Source organism: Streptomyces sp. NPDC005494, assembly GCF_042872025.1.
Taxonomy (GTDB): domain Bacteria; phylum Actinomycetota; class Actinomycetes; order Streptomycetales; family Streptomycetaceae; genus Streptomyces.
In genome coordinates, this window is the sequence record NZ_JBIAJR010000001.1 from 122088 (window position 1) to 136687 (window position 14600).

The window sequence follows — 14600 nt, forward strand, 5'->3', positions numbered from 1 at the left end:
GCCGCCCGTTCCCGCACAGGCCGGCCACGGGGCCGCGTGCGAGGGCACGGGGCCCGGACTCCGCCGCCGCTCCCGCACGGGGCTCCGCGCGTGCCTCCACTGCGACGCCGGGGTTCCGGGGCGCTTCGCAAGCGCGCTCGTGCACCGGGGAGCCACCGGGCACGCGGGACCCGGCGGCACCGTCCGTCAGCGGGATCGGCAGGCGAGCCCCGCGACACCCGTCGCCGGCGGGAACGGCAGGCGAGCCCCGCCACACCCGCCGCCGGCGGGAACGCAGGCGAGCCCCCCGACACCCGCCGTCGGCGGAAGCGGCACCAGAGCCCTCCGGCACCCACCGTCAGCGCGGCAGGCGGACGTTGAGCCGCGCGGCCTGGCGGGTCAGGTGGTCGCGCTCGGCGAGGTCGTGCGCCTTGTGAGCCGCCTCGGCGTACAGCCGTGCCGCCGTCGCCAGGTCGCCGTCGCGCTCGTGGAGGTAGGCCGCCACCGCGGTGCAGCGGGGCAGCGAGGCGTCCAGCTCCGCGAGTGCCGCGAGGCCCGCCCGCGGCCCGTCGGCCTCGCCGACGGCCACCGCGCGGTTGAGCCGCACGACGGGGTTGGCGGTCAGGAGCACGAGCTCGTCGTACCACTCGACGATCTGCACCCAGTCCGTCTCCTCGGCCGTGGGCGCGTCCGCGTGGAGGGCCGCGATGGCGGCCTGGGCCTGGAACTCGCCCAACCGGTCGCGGCCGAGGGCCGCCTGGAGGATCATGACGCCCTCGGCGATCGCGCCGGTGTCCCACCGGCCGCGGTCCTGCTCGGCGAGGGGCACCAGGCTGCCGTCCGCCGCGGTCCGGGCGGCGCGCCGGGCGTGGTGGAGCAGCATGAGGGCGAGGAGCCCCGCCGCCTCCGGGTGGTCGACCCGGACAGCGAGCTGCCGGGTGAGCCGGATGGCCTCGGCGGCGAGGTCGACGTCGCCGGAGTATCCCTCGTTGAAGACCAGGTAGAGGACGCGCAGCACGGTGGCCACGTCGCCCGGCCGGTCGAGGCGCACTCCGGAGACGGTGCGCTTGGCCCGGCTGATGCGCTGCGCCATGGTCGCCTCGGGCACCAGATAGGCCTGGGCGATCTGACGCGTGGTCAGCCCGCCGACGGCCCTCAGCGTGAGCGCGACCGCGGACGAGGGCGTGAGTGACGGGTGGGCGCACAGGAAATAGAGCTGGAGCGTGTCGTCCACCGCCGCCGCGGGGCCGGGCACCGGCTCCTCGTCGAGACGGTCCTCACGCCGGCGCCGGGCGGCATCCGCCCGGGTGGCGTCGAGGAACCGGCGCCAGGCGACTGTGATCAGCCAGCCCTTGGGGTCCCGGACGGGCTCCGCGGGCAGGTCGCCCGAGGAGGGCCCTGCCGGCCGGACGCGGAGCGCCTCCACCAGCGCGTCCTGGACGGCGTCCTCGGCCGCCGCGAAGTCGGCTCCGCGGCGGACGAGGACGGCGATGACGCCCGGAATGAGGCTGCGGAGCAGGGCCTCGTCCATCGGTGAGGTCACTCCGTGACGGTGGGCGGCGCCGACAGGAAGGGGCGCAGTTCGAGCCACTCGTGGATCGGCTTGCCGCCCGCCCCGGGGGCGGCCGACAGTTCCCCTGCCAGTTCGACGGCGCGCTCCTGGCTGTCGACGTCGATCACCATCCACCCGGCGATGAGGTCCTTGGTCTCGGCGAACGGGCCGTCGGTGACCGGCGGGCGCCCCTCACCGTCGTACCGGACCCACATCCCCTCGGGGGCGAGCGCCTGACCGTCGACGAACTCGCCGGTCTGCTCCAGCCGGGCCGCGAAGTCGTGCATGTACCGCATGTGCGCCGAGATCTCCTCGGGTGTCCACCGGTCCATCGGCACGTCGTTGGCCGCGGCCGGGGCGCCGCGGTAGTGCTTGAGCATCAGGTACTTGGCCATGGTGTTTCTCCTCGCCGGTGCGACCCTTCGTGGTCGCGTTCATTGCGGGGACGGAGCCGGTCACGGGTTCTCGACATCGCCGTCCGGAATTTTTTCCGGACGTGCGTGGACGGGTCCGGGTGAGCCGTCTCGCGGGGTCCGGTCCACACCCTGGCACGCGGGCGCGAGCTTCGAAGGCCGGCACCGGCCGGACACGTGCGGCCGGGCGGCGGTGGTGAGCCCCGCCGGAGGACAGGAGCACCGCCTCGTACGGTTCAGCCGCGCCCGGTTCCGTGGCCGGTCATCCCGTCGACCCGTCATCCCGTCGACCTGTCATCCGGTGGTGCTCGTGCGCCAGGCTGTCGTGTTCAGTTCGTCCATCAGGCGCAGGTCGTGTCCCTCCAGCGGGAAGACGCGCGCGCCCGCGTCCGGGGCCGCGGCGATCGCGAGGGCGTCCCCCTCGATGAGGTCTCCGCCCTCCTGGGTGGAGACCCAGGCCAGGGTGGACCGGACCGTCCCGCCCGGTTTCAGCATGATCTCCTCGGGTCCCTCGTCGTTGCCGAACATCGAGGCGCCCGCGTTCACCGGCACGGCGAGGCGCTCGCCGTCCTCGCCCAGCGCCCGGACGGAGGGATAGCCGTGGACGCGGTACGGCTTCTTCCCGCAGTTGGTCAGGGTGAGCACGACAGCACGATGGAACATCGCCGTCTGGACCTCGCCCATGTCCACGGTCACCCCCGACGCGGGGCAGTCGCCGACCGGCGCCACGGGGTCCGGGGCGCCCTGGGCGGGCGCGTCGGCGGTGTCCCCCTCGTCCGGGACCGCGGCGGGGGGCGTGGGCCGCGTGGTGGTGGCAGGGCTCCCCGTGGGGCCCGGTTCCCCCTCCCCCGCGGGCACCAGGAAGCCGGCGCAGCCGGAGAGGCTCAGTGCGGTCACCGCGAGCACGGCGGCCGAGATCGTCTTCCGTACGCGCATACCGTGTGCCCCACCCCTGGAACGGCCCGTCGTCCATCAGTTCGATCATGTCAGACACGGGCCGCCCGGTAGGACAGTTCAGCATCTCTTGGCCGTCACCCCGAGCAGATCTAAGTGGACCCGCACGGACCGGGCGCCGAGACTGCGGAGATGACATCCCACACGGCCAGGCCCTTCGGCCGCGCCCTCTGCGCCATGATCACGCCGTTCACCGCTGCGGGTGACCTGGATCTGGACGCCGCCCGCCGGCACGCCTCCGGGCTCGTCGCGGAGGGCTGCGACGGCCTCGTGCTCAGCGGCACCACGGGCGAGTCCCCGACCACGACGGACGAGGAGAAGACCGCACTGCTCCGGGCGGTCCGTGAGGCGGTCGGCGGCTCGGTCCCGCTCCTCGCCGGCGTCGGCAGTTCGGACACCCGCCACACGGTCCGGCTGGCGCGGGAGGCCGAGGAGGCGGGCGCCGACGGGCTCCTCGTGGTGACGCCGTACTACAGCCGCCCCCCGCAGGCGGCCGTGGAGGCCCACTTCCTGCGGATCGCGGAGGCCACGGGCATCCCGCTGATGCTCTACGACATCCCCGGCCGCACCGGCACACGGATCGAACCGGGCACCCTGCTGCGCCTGGCGGAACACCCGCGCGTCGTCGCGGTCAAGGACTGCTCGTACGACCTGCTCGCGGCGACGAAGGTGATGGCGCGGACCTCACTGGCCTACTACTCGGGCTGCGAGGAGCTGAACCTGCCGCTGTACGCACTGGGCGGCGCGGGTTACGTCAGTACGGTCGCCAACGTGGTCCCGCGCCGCATGCGGGCCGTCCTGGACGCGTTCGACGCCGGTGACACGGCGGAGGCCGCCCGCCTGAACGGGCTCACCGTGGCCCTGGTCGAGGCGATGATGTCCTCGGGCCTGCCCGGCACCGTCACGGCGAAGGCGCTGCTCGACGCGGGCCCGGTCCGCGAACCGCTGCAGCCCGCCGACCGGGACGCGGTCGGCGGGCTGCGCGGGATCTACGAGGAACTCCTCGCGGCCACGGCTTGATCAGTTGTGGCTGTGCAGGATGTCGTTGAGCCCGTCCCAGACCGCGTTGTTCGGGCGGGCCTCGACGGCACCGGTGACCGAGTTGCGGCGGAAGAGGATGTGGGAGGCGCCGGAGAGCTCGCGGGCCTTGACGACCTGCCCGTCGGGCATCGTGACGCGGGTGCCGGCCGTGACGTACAGCCCGGCCTCGACCACGCACTCGTCGCCCAGCGCGATCCCGATGCCGGCCTCGGCGCCGATCAGGCAGCGCTGCCCGATGACGATGCGCTCCTTGCCGCCGCCGGACAGCGTGCCCATCGTGGACGCGCCGCCGCCGATGTCGGAGCCGTCGCCGACGACGACACCCGCGGAGATGCGGCCCTCGACCATGGAGGTGCCGAGGGTGCCCGCGTTGAAGTTCACGAAGCCCTCGTGCATCACGGTCGTGCCCGAGGCCAGGTGCGCGCCGAGCCGGACCCGGTCGGCGTCGGCGATGCGCACGCCCTTGGGCGCGACGTAGTCCGTCATCCGGGGGAACTTGTCCACGGACGTGACCTGGAGGTGCAGGCCCTCGGCGCGGGCGTTGAGCCGGACCTTCTCCAGGTCGTCGACGGCCACCGGACCCAGCGAGGTCCAGGCGACGTTGGCGAGGAAGCCGAAGATGCCGTCGAGGTTCTGGCCGTGGGGCTGGACGAGCCGGTGCGAGAGCAGGTGCAGGCGCAGGTAGGTGTCGTGCGCGTCGAGCGGCTTGTCGTCGAGCGAGGAGATGACCGTGGACACGGCGACGATCTCCACCCCGCGGCGCGCGTCCACACCGATGGCCCTGGCCGCGCCCTCGCCGAGGCGGTTCACCGCCTCCTCGGGGCTGAGGCGGTGGGTCCCTGCCGGGCCGGGCTCGGCGGCGAGCTCGGGGGCGGGGAACCAGGTGTCGAGGACGGTGCCGTCACCGGCGATGGTGGCGAGGCCGGCGGCGACGGCGCCGGTGGTGCGGGCGGAACCCTGGGAAGTCGTGTCGGTCATGACCAAAACCTAACCGCCCGGGCCCCGCGCGGGCGAACCGGTCTCAGCGTCCGGGAGGGTCGCCGCACCCGCCGCGCCGCCGGCACGGCCAGGCCCGCGCCACAGGCGAGGACCGCGCACAGCGACGGGAGCAGCCCGGGCGCGGCGGAGTACAGCGCGCCCCCAGGCGCGGGGCGAGCCCGACGGCTGCGGGAGGCGCCCGCGTACAGGCTCCGGAAGCGTCCCTGCCGCCGGTGCCACGGGCCGGCACCGGCGGCGGCTCTGCGGCTCCCGGCGTTCTCAGTGGCCGGACCCGGCCGCGACCCTGGCCAGCATCTCCCTGGCGTACTCCGCGTCGAAGTCTCCCCCGGTCAGCAGCGCCTGGAGGCTGATCCCGTCCATCAGGGCGACGAGCGCCCGCGCGGTGGCCGGGTCGGAGCGGGGGACGATCAGCGCGGCCAGGCCGTCGGCCCACTCGGCGGCGACGGGCCGCAGTGCGGGTCGGCGCAGGGCCGCGAGGTACAACTCGTACTCCAGCTCCATCGGCCCGCGCCCGCCCGCGAACCACTCCCCCAGCAGCCGGGCCAGCTCGTCGGCGAGCGGGACCGCGGGATCGGAGAGATACGCGCTCTCGCGTACGGTCGCGGCGAAGTTCTCGTTGCACCGGCGCAGAGCGGCGACGAGCAGTTCGTCGAGCGAGGCGAAGTGATAGGTCGTCGAGCCGAGCGGCACATCGGCCTCGGCCGCCACCGAACGGTGGCTGAGACCCGCGATGCCCTTGGCCCCGACGACCCGGATGGCCGCCTCGATGATGCGCTCGCGCCGCTCGGGGTCGTACCGCCGGACCATCAGTGGGCCCCTCCCAGGTTCAGGACCACGACCCCCGCGACGATCAGCGCGATGCCGGCCAGCTTCACGGGCCCCGCGGCCTCGCCCATCCAGATGATCCCGATGGCGGCGACCGCCGCCGTGCCCACGCCTGCCCAGATCGCGTAGGCGGTACCGACGGAGAGCGTCTTGAGGGTCTGGGCGAGCAGCGCGAACGCGAGTACGTACCCCACGACCGTGACCAGCGAGGGCCACAGCCGGGTGAAGCCTTCGCTGTACTTCATGGCCGTCGTCCCGGCCACCTCCGCCGCTATCGCCGCGGCCAGCAGTCCGTATCCCATACGTACGAGCGTACACATCGTTGCGTACACCTGTACACAAAGCCCCTCCCCCTTGTACGGGCCCGCAGGCGCAGGGTTCGGGTCCGTCCGGGGACGCTACGGTGTCCGGACCGGCTGGACCGATGACCGGACGATACGAACAACGGAGTGGTAGTGGCGCAGGACGCAGGGTGGGGCGGGGGCGCCTACGGGGGCGCACCGTACGGGGGCAGTCCTTACGGGGTGCCGCCGGGATGGGGCGGCTGGGTGCCGCCGCCGAAGCCAGGGGTGATACCGCTCGCCCCGCTGAAGCTGGGAGACCTGCTGGGCGGGGCGTTCTCGACGATGGGCCGGTACTGGAAGCAGTTGTTCGGCATGGCCGCCGCCCTCTACGGCGGCGCCGCGCTGCTGATGGTGGTGGCGGTCGCGGTCGCCTACTCCGCCGTCGCCGACCACCTGGAGCGTGTGGTCTCGCTCAGCTACGACGAGGAGGCCCTGTCCTCCGACGTCGTGCCGCTCGTGGTCTCGGGCGCCGTCCTGCTGCTGCTCGGCATCGTCGTCATGGCGCTCGTCTCCGGGCTGATGTACGCGGCGGTGCCCGCCGTGCTCCAGGAGGCGGTCCTGGGCAGGCCCGTCTCCTTCGGCACGGTGTGGCGCAGGGCCTGGTCGCGGGTCACCCCGGTGATCGGCACGGTGCTGCTCACCGCGCTGATCGCGGTCGTCCCCGTGATCCTGCTGATGGTCGCCTTCATCGCGGTGATGGTCAGCCTCCTCACCATGGAGAGCGGTGGTGCCGGCGCCGCCACCGCGATCGGGCTGGGCGTGCTCGGCGCGCTGCTGACCGGGCCGCTGGCGGTCTGGCTCTGGATCAAGTTCTGCCTGGCACCGGCGGTCGTGGTCTTCGAGGGCCAGGGGCCCCTGGCCGCGCTGCGGCGTTCGTCCCAGCTGGTGCGCGGCGACTGGTGGCGGATCTTCGGCATCACCCTGCTCGCCGGCGCGATGGCGGCAGCAGCGGGTTACGTCATCCAGATGCCGTTCTCGATCCTCGGCATGTTCCCCGGCGTGATCGGCACGTCGTCGATGGGCGACGACCCGAGCACCGCGGCCGTGCTGGTCGCCGTCAGCGGCTACCTGGTGGCGACGCTGCTCGGGCAGCTGGTGAGCCAGATCATCTCGACGACGTTCCCGCAGCTGGTGGTCGGGCTGTTGTACGTGGACCGGCGGATACGGACGGAGAACCTGGGGCCGGTACTGGCCGAGGCAGCCGGACCGCCTCAGCAGAGCCCGCCTCCGTACGGCGGCGGCGCCCACCTCTGACCGTCCTCCCGTGGGTCCCGCGCGACGTCCGGGGCTCACGGGACGTCAGGAGCTCAGTCCACCAGCGAGTTCTTCGGGCTGAGCACGCAGAACTCGTTCCCCTCGGGGTCGGCCAGCACGACCCAGGTGGCCTCGCCCTGCCCGATGTCGACGCGCCGCGCCCCGAGCCCCAGGATCCGCTCCACCTCCGCGTCCTGGTCGTCGGGCGCCAGGTCGATGTGGAGCCGGGTCTTGGCGGTCTTCGCCTCCGGCACGGGGACGAAGCACATGCCGGGCAGCGCGGACGCGTCGGCCCCGATGACGACTTCCTCCTCGTCCTCGAACAGCACCTTCCAGTCCAGCACCGCACACCAGAAGCGGGCGAGCGAGGGCAGGTCGTGGGTGTCCACGGTGAGTTGATACATACGAACGGCCATGCCCGCCAGTCTGCCCGGCGGGCGCGCCCGCTGTCACTCGCGGCGGGACCGTGACCCTGGGAACCCGTCGGCCGCCGGATCGCGGTGGAGCGATGCGAGGGGCACGGTCCGGCCCCCGGGCCGACGTCCGGCACACGGGGCGGATACGCAGGACGGCCCCCGGCGTGTGCCGGGGGCCGTCCTGGACATCAGGGGGTCAGACGTTGAAACCGAGGGCGCGAAGCTGCTCACGGCCGTCGTCGGTGATCTTGTCCGGGCCCCACGGCGGCATCCAGACCCAGTTGATCCGCAGCTCGTTGACGATGCCGTCGGTCGCGGACTTCGCCTGGTCCTCGATCACGTCGGTCAGCGGGCAGGCCGCGGACGTCAGCGTCATGTCGAGGGTGGCGATGTTGGCGTCGTCGATGTGGATGCCGTAGATCAGGCCCAGGTTGACGACGTCGATCCCCAGCTCGGGGTCGACCACGTCGTACAGCGCCTCGCGGACCTCCTCCTCGGAGGCCGGCTTGGTGGTCAGAGTCTCGTTCTCGCTCATGCCGTCTTCCCTTCGGACAGCGCCTTCGCCGTCGCGTCCTTCCACGCCATCCAGCTCAGCAGCGCGCACTTGACCCGGGCCGGGTACTTGGAGACGCCGGCGAACGCGACGGCGTCCTCCAGCACCTCCTCCATCGCGTCGTCCGGCTCCAGCTGGCCCTTGGACTGCATCAGCTCCAGGAAGGTCTCCTGGATCTTCTGCGCGTCCCCGAGTTCCTTGCCGACGAGCAGCTCGTTGAGCACCGAGGCGCTCGCCTGGCTGATGGAGCAGCCTTGGCCCTCGTAACTGACGTCGGCGATCGTCTCGCCGTCGTACTTCACGCGGAGCGTGATCTCGTCGCCGCACGTCGGGTTGACGTGGTGCACCTCGGCGTCGCCGTCCCGCAGGCCACGCCCGTGGGGGTGCTTGTAGTGGTCCAGGATCACTTCCTGGTACATGGATTCAAGCTTCACCAGTCAACCCTCAGCCGCTCTGCCATCTAACCGAAAAAGTTCCGCACGTGCTCCAGGCCGTCCACCAGGGCGTCGACCTCGGCGGGCGTGGAGTACAGATAGAACGACGCTCGCGTGGTCGCGGGAATTCCGTAGCGCAGGCAGACCGGCCGTGCGCAGTGGTGTCCGACCCGGACGGCGATGCCCAGCTCGTCGAGTACCTGGCCCACGTCGTGGGGGTGGATGTCGCCGAGCGTGAAGGAGATCGTCGCCCCGCGGTCCTCGGCCGTGGACGGACCGATGATCCGCAGGTCGGGGACCTCCAGGAGCCGCTGTACCGCGTACCGGGTGATGGCCTCCTCGTGGCGGTGGATGTTCTCCATGCCGATCGAGGTGAGGTAGTCCACCGCGGCACCGAGGCCGACCGCCTGGGCGATCGGAGGCGTACCCGCCTCGAACTTGTGCGGGGCGGGGGCGTACGTCGACGAGTGCATCGACACGGTTTCGATCATCTCGCCGCCGCCGAGGAACGGCGGCAGGTCCTCGAGGAGTTCCTGCCGTCCCCAGAGCACGCCGATGCCCGTCGGGCCGACCATCTTGTGGCCGGTGAAGGCCACGAAGTCGGCCTGCAGCGCCTGCACGTCGAGCACCATGTGCGGGGCGGCCTGCGAGGCGTCGATGCAGACCAGGGCGCCGACCTGCTGGGCCCGGCGGATGATCTTCTCGACCGGGTTGATCGTGCCCATGATGTTGGAGACCAGCGTGAAGGAGACGATCTTCGTCTTCTCCGTGATGATCTCGTCGATGTTGGACAGGTCGAGGCGGCCGTCGTCCGTGATGCCGAACCACTTCAGCTTCGCGCCGGTGCGCTGCGAGAGCAGCTGCCACGGCACGATGTTGGAGTGGTGCTCCATCTCCGTGGTGACGATCTCGGTGTCGCTGTCGACCCGGTAGGGCTCGTCCGCCCAGCCGAGCATGTTCGCGACGAGGTTGAGCGACTCCGAGGCGTTCTTGGTGAAGATCACCTCGTTGCGGCTGGGTGCGTTGATGAAGGCCGCGACCTTGTCGCGAGCGCCTTCGTACAGCGCGGTCGCCTCCTCCGCGATCGTGTAGACACCGCGGTGGACGTTGGCGTTGTGCCGCTCGTAGTACGCGCTGAGCGCGTCGAGAACCTGGCGCGGCTTCTGCGAGGTCGCAGCGCTGTCCAGGTAAACGATCTTCTTGCCGTCGTGGACCGTACGGTCCAGGATCGGGAAGTCCTTACGGATCGCCTCGGTGTCGAGGAGGCCGGAGAGCCCCTGTCGGGCGTCAGTCACGCGACCGTACCTCCTGAGTTCGCTCCGCTCACGGGGCTCTTCACGTATGCCTCGTAGCCCTCGTTCTCCAGCTTGTCTGCGAGCTCGGCGCCGCCGGACTCGGCGATGCGGCCGTTGGCGAAGACGTGCACGAAGTCGGGCTTGATGTAGCGGAGGATGCGCGTGTAGTGCGTGATCAGCAGGGTGCCGACCTCACCGCCCTCGCGGACCCGGTTGACGCCCTCGGAGACGACGCGCAGGGCGTCGACGTCGAGACCCGAGTCGGTCTCGTCGAGGATGGCGATCTTCGGCTTGAGGAGCTCCAGCTGGAGGATCTCGTGGCGCTTCTTCTCACCGCCGGAGAAGCCCTCGTTCACGTTGCGCTCGGCGAAGGCGGGGTCCATCTGGAGGTCCGCCATCGACTCCTTGACCTCCTTCACCCACGTCCGCAGCTTGGGGGCCTCGCCGCGGATGGCGGTGGCGGAGGTGCGCAGGAAGTTGGAGACCGAGACGCCGGGGATCTCGACCGGGTACTGCATGGCGAGGAACAGGCCCGCGCGGGCGCGCTCGTCGACGGACATCTCCAGGACGTCCTCGCCGTCCAGGGTCACCGTGCCACTCGTGATCGTGTACTTGGGGTGACCCGCGAGCGAGTACGCGAGGGTGGACTTGCCGGACCCGTTGGGGCCCATGATGGCGTGCGTCTCGCCCTGCTTCACGGTCAGGTCGACGCCCTTGAGGATCTCCTTCGTGGCGTTGTCGGCCTCGACGGAGACGTGCAGGTCGCGGATTTCAAGCGTTGCCATGGGTGACTCAGGACTCCTGGGTGACGGAGACGAGCACATCGTCCCCTTCGATCTTGACGGGGTATACGGGGACGGGGCGCGTCGCGGGAAGGCCGGACGGCTTGCCGGTGCGGAGGTCGAAGCTCGATCCGTGCAGCCAGCACTCGATCGCGCAGTCCTCCACCTCGCCCTCCGACAGCGAGACGTTCGCGTGCGAGCAGATGTCGTTGATCGCGAACACCTCGCCCTCGGTGCGGACGACGGAGACCGGCGTGCCGTCGAGCTCCACCCTCTTGGGGGTGTCGTCCTCCAGCTCGCTCAGCGCACAGGCTTTGACGAAGGCCATCTCAGACCGACGCCTTCAGCTCGGCCTCGATCTTGTCGAGGAGCCGGGCCTCGACGTCGGGCAGGCCGATCTGCTGGACCAGCTCGGCGAAGAAGCCGCGCACGACGAGCCGGCGGGCCTCCTCGGCCGGGATGCCGCGGGACTGGAGGTAGAACAGCTGCTCGTCGTCGAAACGGCCGGTCGCCGAGGCGTGGCCCGCGCCGACGATCTCGCCGGTCTCGATCTCCAGGTTCGGTACGGAGTCGACCCGGGCGCCGTCGGTGAGAACCAGGTTGCGGTTCATCTCGTAGGTGTCGGTGCCCTCGGCCGCGGCCTGGATGAGCACGTCACCGATCCAGACGGCGTGGGCGTCGTCGCCCTGGAGCGCACCCTTGTACACGGCGTTGGACTTGCAGTGCGGCGTGTTGTGGTCGACCAGGAGACGGTGCTCCTGGTGCTGGCCCTTGTCGGTGAAGTACAGGCCGAAGAGCTCGGCCTCACCGCCGGGGGCCGCGTACGCGACGCGGGGGTGGAGACGGACGAGGTCCCCGCCGAACGTCACGACGATCGACTTGAAGGAGGCGTCGCGGCCGACCAGCGCGTTGTGCTGGCCGACGTGGACCGCCGTGTCGTCCCAGTCCTGGACGGAGACGACGGTCAGCTTGGCGCCGTCGCCCAGGACGTATTCGACGTTGGCCGCGAGCACGGCGTCACCGGTGTGGTCGATGACGACGACCGCCTCGGCGAAGGCGCCCAGCTCGATGACCTGGTGGCCGTAGGCCACGCCGCCCTCGCCGTGCACGGTGATCCGGACCGGCTCGCTGAGCACGGCCTCCTTGGCGACCGTGACGACCGAGGCCTGCTGGAAGGACGAGTACGCCTGGGCGGCGACCCGGTCCACCGGCTTCCCGGCCTTGCCGAGCCGCGCGTCGTCGCGGCCGACGGTCTCGACCGTGACGCCCGAGGGCGCCTCTACGACGACCTTGACACCGTCACCCGTGGCGACGGCGGTGCCGTCGTGAAGGCCGCGCAGCCGCTCCAGCGGCGTGAACCGCCACTCCTCCTCGCGGCCGTGCGGGACCGGGAAGTCCGCGACGTCGAAGGACGGGGGCGCGCTCATGCGCGTGGCGACGGTGGACTCGGCCGCCACCGCGATGGAACCGGCGGTCGTCGAACCGGCCGGGATGTTCTGAGCCTCAGCCATGGCTGTCGTAGTGCTCGCTTTCTCAGTCAAGAACTCTTCGGGACGCGGTCGGCGGGCGTACTAGCCGACCGAACCCTCCATCTGCAGCTCGATCAGCCGGTTGAGCTCCAGGGCGTACTCCATGGGCAGCTCCTTGGCGATCGGCTCGACGAAGCCGCGCACGATCATCGCCATGGCCTCGAACTCGGTCATGCCGCGGCTCATCAGGTAGAAGAGCTGGTCCTCGGAGACCTTGGAGACGGTCGCCTCGTGACCCATCGACACGTCGTCCTCGCGGACGTCGACGTACGGGTAGGTGTCGGAGCGGGAGATGGTGTCCACGAGCAGCGCGTCGCACAGCACGTTGGACTTGGCGCCCGGCGCACCCTCGCCGATCTCGATGAGACCGCGGTAGGAGGTGCGGCCACCGCCTCGCGCCACCGACTTGGAGACGATGTTGGAGGAGGTGTTCGGAGCCATGTGGACCATCTTGGCGCCGGCGTCCTGGTGCTGGCCCTCGCCCGCGAAGGCGATGGACAGGGTCTCGCCCTTGGCGTGCTCGCCCATCAGGTAGACGGCCGGGTACTTCATGGTGACCTTGGAACCGATGTTGCCGTCGACCCACTCCATGGTCGCGCCCTCGTACGCCACGGCGCGCTTGGTGACCAGGTTGTAGACGTTGTTCGACCAGTTCTGGATGGTCGTGTAGCGGCAGCGGCCGCCCTTCTTCACGATGATCTCGACGACCGCGGAGTGCAGCGAGTCGGACGAGTAGATCGGCGCGGTGCAGCCCTCGACGTAGTGGACGTAGGCGTCCTCGTCGACGATGATCAGCGTCCGCTCGAACTGGCCCATGTTCTCCGTGTTGATACGGAAGTAGGCCTGGAGCGGGATCTCGACGTGCACGCCCTTCGGCACGTAGATGAAGGAGCCACCGGACCACACGGCGGAGTTCAGCGAGGCGAACTTGTTGTCACCGACGGGGATGACGGTGCCGAAGTACTCCTTGAAGAGCTCGGGGTGCTCCTTCAGCGCGGTGTCGGTGTCCATGAAGATGACACCCTGCGCCTCGAGCTCCTCGTTGATCTGGTGGTAGACCACCTCGGACTCGTACTGCGCGGCGACACCGGCGACCAGGCGCTGCTTCTCCGCCTCCGGGATGCCGAGTTTGTCGTACGTGTTCTTGATGTCCTCGGGCAGGTCCTCCCAGGACTCCGCCTGCTTCTCCGTGGACCGCACGAAGTACTTGATGTTGTCGAAGTCGATGCCCGACAGGTCGGAGCCCCAGTTCGGCATGGGCTTCTTGCCGAACAGCTTCAGGCCCTTGAGCCGGAGCTTCAGCATCCACTCCGGTTCGTTCTTCTTCTCCGAGATGTCGCGGACGACAGCTTCGGACAGGCCGCGCTTCGCCGCCGCGCCTGCCGCGTCGGAGTCGGCCCAGCCGAATTCGTACGTACCCAGACCCTCGAGCTCAGGGTGGGCAGTCTCCGTGGGGAGCGTCATGCGGGGTTCCTCCCGGCCGTGCTTGCAGATGCTGAATGGGTGGTCTGTGAAGCCTGTGGCGCTGCGGGGCTGCTGCGTGGGACGAACGTCGTGCACACACCGTCACCGTGGGCGAGGGTGGCGAGACGCTGCACATGGGTCCCGAGCAGGCTGGAGAAGAATTCCGTCTCCGCCTCGCACAGCTGCGGGAACTGCTCGGCGACGTGTGCCACCGGGCAGTGGTGCTGACACAGCTGCTCGCCCTGCTGAGGAGCCGGCGCGCTGCGCGCCGTAGCAGCGTACCCGTCGGCGGACAAGGCCTTGGCCAGCGCCTCGGTACGCGCCTCGGGGGCCGCGGCCTCGACCACGGCACGGTACGTCTCGGACTGGGCGGCCATCCTGGCGCGGGCGAAGGCGACGAGCGCCTCGTCCCCCGCCGTCTCGGCGATCCAGCGCAGCGCGTCGGCGGCGAGCTTGTCGTAGGACTGGTCGAAGGCGTCCCGGCCGCAGTCGGTGAGGGCGAACACCTTGGCCGGGCGGCCACGGGTCCGTGCCCCGTAGACCCGCTGCTCGCGGGCCTCGACCACGTCGTCGGAGACGAGGGCGTCCAGGTGCCGCCGGACGGCCGCCTGGGTCAGGCCGACCCGCTTGGCCAGATCGGCGACGGTGGAGGGGCCGTGGTCCAGGATGGAGCGCGCGACCCGGTTGCGCGTCGAGCGCTCACCGGTCGCGAGTTCCTCCTGAGGAGCCTCGCCAACGTATTTCACAACGCCATTGTTGCGTAATT

General features: G+C 70.8%; 17 protein-coding genes. 2 read left to right on the forward strand and 15 right to left on the reverse strand.

Annotation, left to right across the window (positions count from 1 at the left end; translation table 11 throughout):
* Positions 1–337: 337 nt before the first annotated feature.
* From ACFYQ6_RS00595 to ACFYQ6_RS00605, 3 genes are all read right to left on the reverse strand, one after another.
* Positions 338–1510 (reverse strand): DUF6596 domain-containing protein, encoded by a 1173-nt coding sequence (locus tag ACFYQ6_RS00595; protein ID WP_361580442.1) that lies wholly within the window; start codon positions 1508–1510, stop codon positions 338–340.
* 8 nt (positions 1511–1518) lie between these two features.
* Positions 1519–1926 carry a YciI family protein gene (locus tag ACFYQ6_RS00600; RefSeq protein ID WP_361580250.1) on the reverse strand — a complete coding sequence of 136 codons (408 nt, stop codon included), beginning with the start codon at positions 1924–1926 and terminating at the stop codon, positions 1519–1521.
* A 312-nt stretch (positions 1927–2238) separates the two neighbouring features.
* Positions 2239–2880 (reverse strand): DUF4232 domain-containing protein, encoded by a 642-nt coding sequence (locus ACFYQ6_RS00605; RefSeq protein ID WP_361580248.1) that lies wholly within the window; start codon positions 2878–2880, stop codon positions 2239–2241.
* A gap of 150 nt (positions 2881–3030) precedes the next feature.
* Between ACFYQ6_RS00605 and dapA the strand changes: the two genes are divergently transcribed.
* Positions 3031–3918, forward strand: coding sequence for a 4-hydroxy-tetrahydrodipicolinate synthase (gene dapA / locus ACFYQ6_RS00610; protein WP_361580247.1), 888 nt, complete (start codon positions 3031–3033; stop codon positions 3916–3918).
* Here the strand turns inward: dapA and dapD are convergent, their stop codons facing one another.
* The 3 genes from dapD to ACFYQ6_RS00625 all read right to left on the reverse strand — a co-directional run bounded on the left by dapD (position 3919) and on the right by ACFYQ6_RS00625 (position 6065).
* Positions 3919–4917 (reverse strand): 2,3,4,5-tetrahydropyridine-2,6-dicarboxylate N-succinyltransferase, encoded by a 999-nt coding sequence (gene dapD / locus ACFYQ6_RS00615; RefSeq protein ID WP_361580245.1) that lies wholly within the window; start codon positions 4915–4917, stop codon positions 3919–3921.
* Between the two features lie 279 nt (positions 4918–5196).
* Positions 5197–5745: a TetR family transcriptional regulator gene (locus ACFYQ6_RS00620; RefSeq protein ID WP_361580243.1), complete on the reverse strand. Its 549-nt coding sequence runs from the start codon at positions 5743–5745 to the stop codon at positions 5197–5199.
* Entirely contained in the window at positions 5745–6065 is a 321-nt protein-coding gene (locus ACFYQ6_RS00625; RefSeq protein WP_361580241.1) for a multidrug efflux SMR transporter, read from the reverse strand. Before ACFYQ6_RS00625 ends, ACFYQ6_RS00620 begins: the two co-directional genes overlap by 1 nt.
* A gap of 153 nt (positions 6066–6218) precedes the next feature.
* On the opposite strand from ACFYQ6_RS00625, the gene ACFYQ6_RS00630 reads away from it, so the two are divergent.
* Positions 6219–7361, forward strand: a complete 1143-nt coding sequence (locus ACFYQ6_RS00630) for a hypothetical protein (RefSeq protein WP_361580239.1) — start codon at positions 6219–6221, stop codon at positions 7359–7361.
* Positions 7362–7414: 53 nt separating this feature from the next.
* On the opposite strand, the gene ACFYQ6_RS00635 is transcribed toward ACFYQ6_RS00630, so the two are convergent.
* The 9 genes from ACFYQ6_RS00635 to ACFYQ6_RS00675 form a co-directional block, all read right to left on the reverse strand.
* Positions 7415–7777, reverse strand: a complete 363-nt coding sequence (locus ACFYQ6_RS00635) for a VOC family protein (RefSeq protein WP_361580237.1) — start codon at positions 7775–7777, stop codon at positions 7415–7417.
* 196 nt (positions 7778–7973) lie between these two features.
* Positions 7974–8312 carry a metal-sulfur cluster assembly factor gene (locus tag ACFYQ6_RS00640; RefSeq protein WP_014156915.1) on the reverse strand — a complete coding sequence of 113 codons (339 nt, stop codon included), beginning with the start codon at positions 8310–8312 and terminating at the stop codon, positions 7974–7976.
* Positions 8309–8764: a Fe-S cluster assembly sulfur transfer protein SufU gene (sufU, locus tag ACFYQ6_RS00645; protein WP_356736277.1), complete on the reverse strand. Its 456-nt coding sequence runs from the start codon at positions 8762–8764 to the stop codon at positions 8309–8311. Before sufU ends, ACFYQ6_RS00640 begins: the two co-directional genes overlap by 4 nt.
* Before the next feature lie 26 nt (positions 8765–8790).
* Complete coding sequence (locus ACFYQ6_RS00650; protein ID WP_361580235.1) at positions 8791–10059, reverse strand: cysteine desulfurase; 1269 nt, start codon at positions 10057–10059, stop codon at positions 8791–8793.
* Positions 10056–10844 carry a Fe-S cluster assembly ATPase SufC gene (sufC, locus tag ACFYQ6_RS00655; RefSeq protein WP_361580233.1) on the reverse strand — a complete coding sequence of 263 codons (789 nt, stop codon included), beginning with the start codon at positions 10842–10844 and terminating at the stop codon, positions 10056–10058. The genes ACFYQ6_RS00650 and sufC overlap by 4 nt, the downstream gene beginning before the upstream one ends.
* A gap of 7 nt (positions 10845–10851) precedes the next feature.
* Positions 10852–11169 carry a bifunctional 3-phenylpropionate/cinnamic acid dioxygenase ferredoxin subunit gene (locus tag ACFYQ6_RS00660; RefSeq protein ID WP_014156911.1) on the reverse strand — a complete coding sequence of 106 codons (318 nt, stop codon included), beginning with the start codon at positions 11167–11169 and terminating at the stop codon, positions 10852–10854.
* Position 11170: 1 nt separating this feature from the next.
* Positions 11171–12352: a Fe-S cluster assembly protein SufD gene (gene sufD / locus ACFYQ6_RS00665; protein ID WP_361580231.1), complete on the reverse strand. Its 1182-nt coding sequence runs from the start codon at positions 12350–12352 to the stop codon at positions 11171–11173.
* A gap of 60 nt (positions 12353–12412) precedes the next feature.
* The gene (gene sufB / locus ACFYQ6_RS00670) at positions 12413–13834 is read right to left on the reverse strand and encodes a Fe-S cluster assembly protein SufB (RefSeq protein ID WP_033303094.1); all 1422 of its coding nucleotides are present in this window, start codon (positions 13832–13834) and stop codon (positions 12413–12415) included.
* Positions 13831–14580, reverse strand: a complete 750-nt coding sequence (locus ACFYQ6_RS00675; RefSeq protein ID WP_361580229.1) for a metalloregulator ArsR/SmtB family transcription factor — start codon at positions 14578–14580, stop codon at positions 13831–13833. Before ACFYQ6_RS00675 ends, sufB begins: the two co-directional genes overlap by 4 nt.
* Between the last annotated feature and the right edge of the window lie 20 nt (positions 14581–14600).

Excerpts from the sequence above, each read along its gene's own strand:
- ACFYQ6_RS00595 (WP_361580442.1), bottom strand. The coding sequence starts at position 1,510 with ATGGACGAGGCCCTGCTCCGCAGCCTCATTCCGGGCGTCATCGCCGTC.
- ACFYQ6_RS00600 (WP_361580250.1), bottom strand. The coding sequence starts at position 1,926 with ATGGCCAAGTACCTGATGCTCAAGCACTACCGCGGCGCCCCGGCCGCG.
- ACFYQ6_RS00605 (WP_361580248.1), bottom strand. The coding sequence starts at position 2,880 with ATGCGCGTACGGAAGACGATCTCGGCCGCCGTGCTCGCGGTGACCGCA.
- dapA (WP_361580247.1), top strand. The coding sequence starts at position 3,031 with ATGACATCCCACACGGCCAGGCCCTTCGGCCGCGCCCTCTGCGCCATG.
- dapD (WP_361580245.1), bottom strand. The coding sequence starts at position 4,917 with ATGACCGACACGACTTCCCAGGGTTCCGCCCGCACCACCGGCGCCGTC.
- ACFYQ6_RS00620 (WP_361580243.1), bottom strand. The coding sequence starts at position 5,745 with ATGGTCCGGCGGTACGACCCCGAGCGGCGCGAGCGCATCATCGAGGCG.
- ACFYQ6_RS00625 (WP_361580241.1), bottom strand. The coding sequence starts at position 6,065 with ATGGGATACGGACTGCTGGCCGCGGCGATAGCGGCGGAGGTGGCCGGG.
- ACFYQ6_RS00635 (WP_361580237.1), bottom strand. The coding sequence starts at position 7,777 with ATGGCCGTTCGTATGTATCAACTCACCGTGGACACCCACGACCTGCCC.
- ACFYQ6_RS00640 (WP_014156915.1), bottom strand. The coding sequence starts at position 8,312 with ATGAGCGAGAACGAGACTCTGACCACCAAGCCGGCCTCCGAGGAGGAG.
- sufC (WP_361580233.1), bottom strand. The coding sequence starts at position 10,844 with ATGGCAACGCTTGAAATCCGCGACCTGCACGTCTCCGTCGAGGCCGAC.
- ACFYQ6_RS00660 (WP_014156911.1), bottom strand. The coding sequence starts at position 11,169 with ATGGCCTTCGTCAAAGCCTGTGCGCTGAGCGAGCTGGAGGACGACACC.
- sufD (WP_361580231.1), bottom strand. The coding sequence starts at position 12,352 with ATGGCTGAGGCTCAGAACATCCCGGCCGGTTCGACGACCGCCGGTTCC.
- sufB (WP_033303094.1), bottom strand. The coding sequence starts at position 13,834 with ATGACGCTCCCCACGGAGACTGCCCACCCTGAGCTCGAGGGTCTGGGT.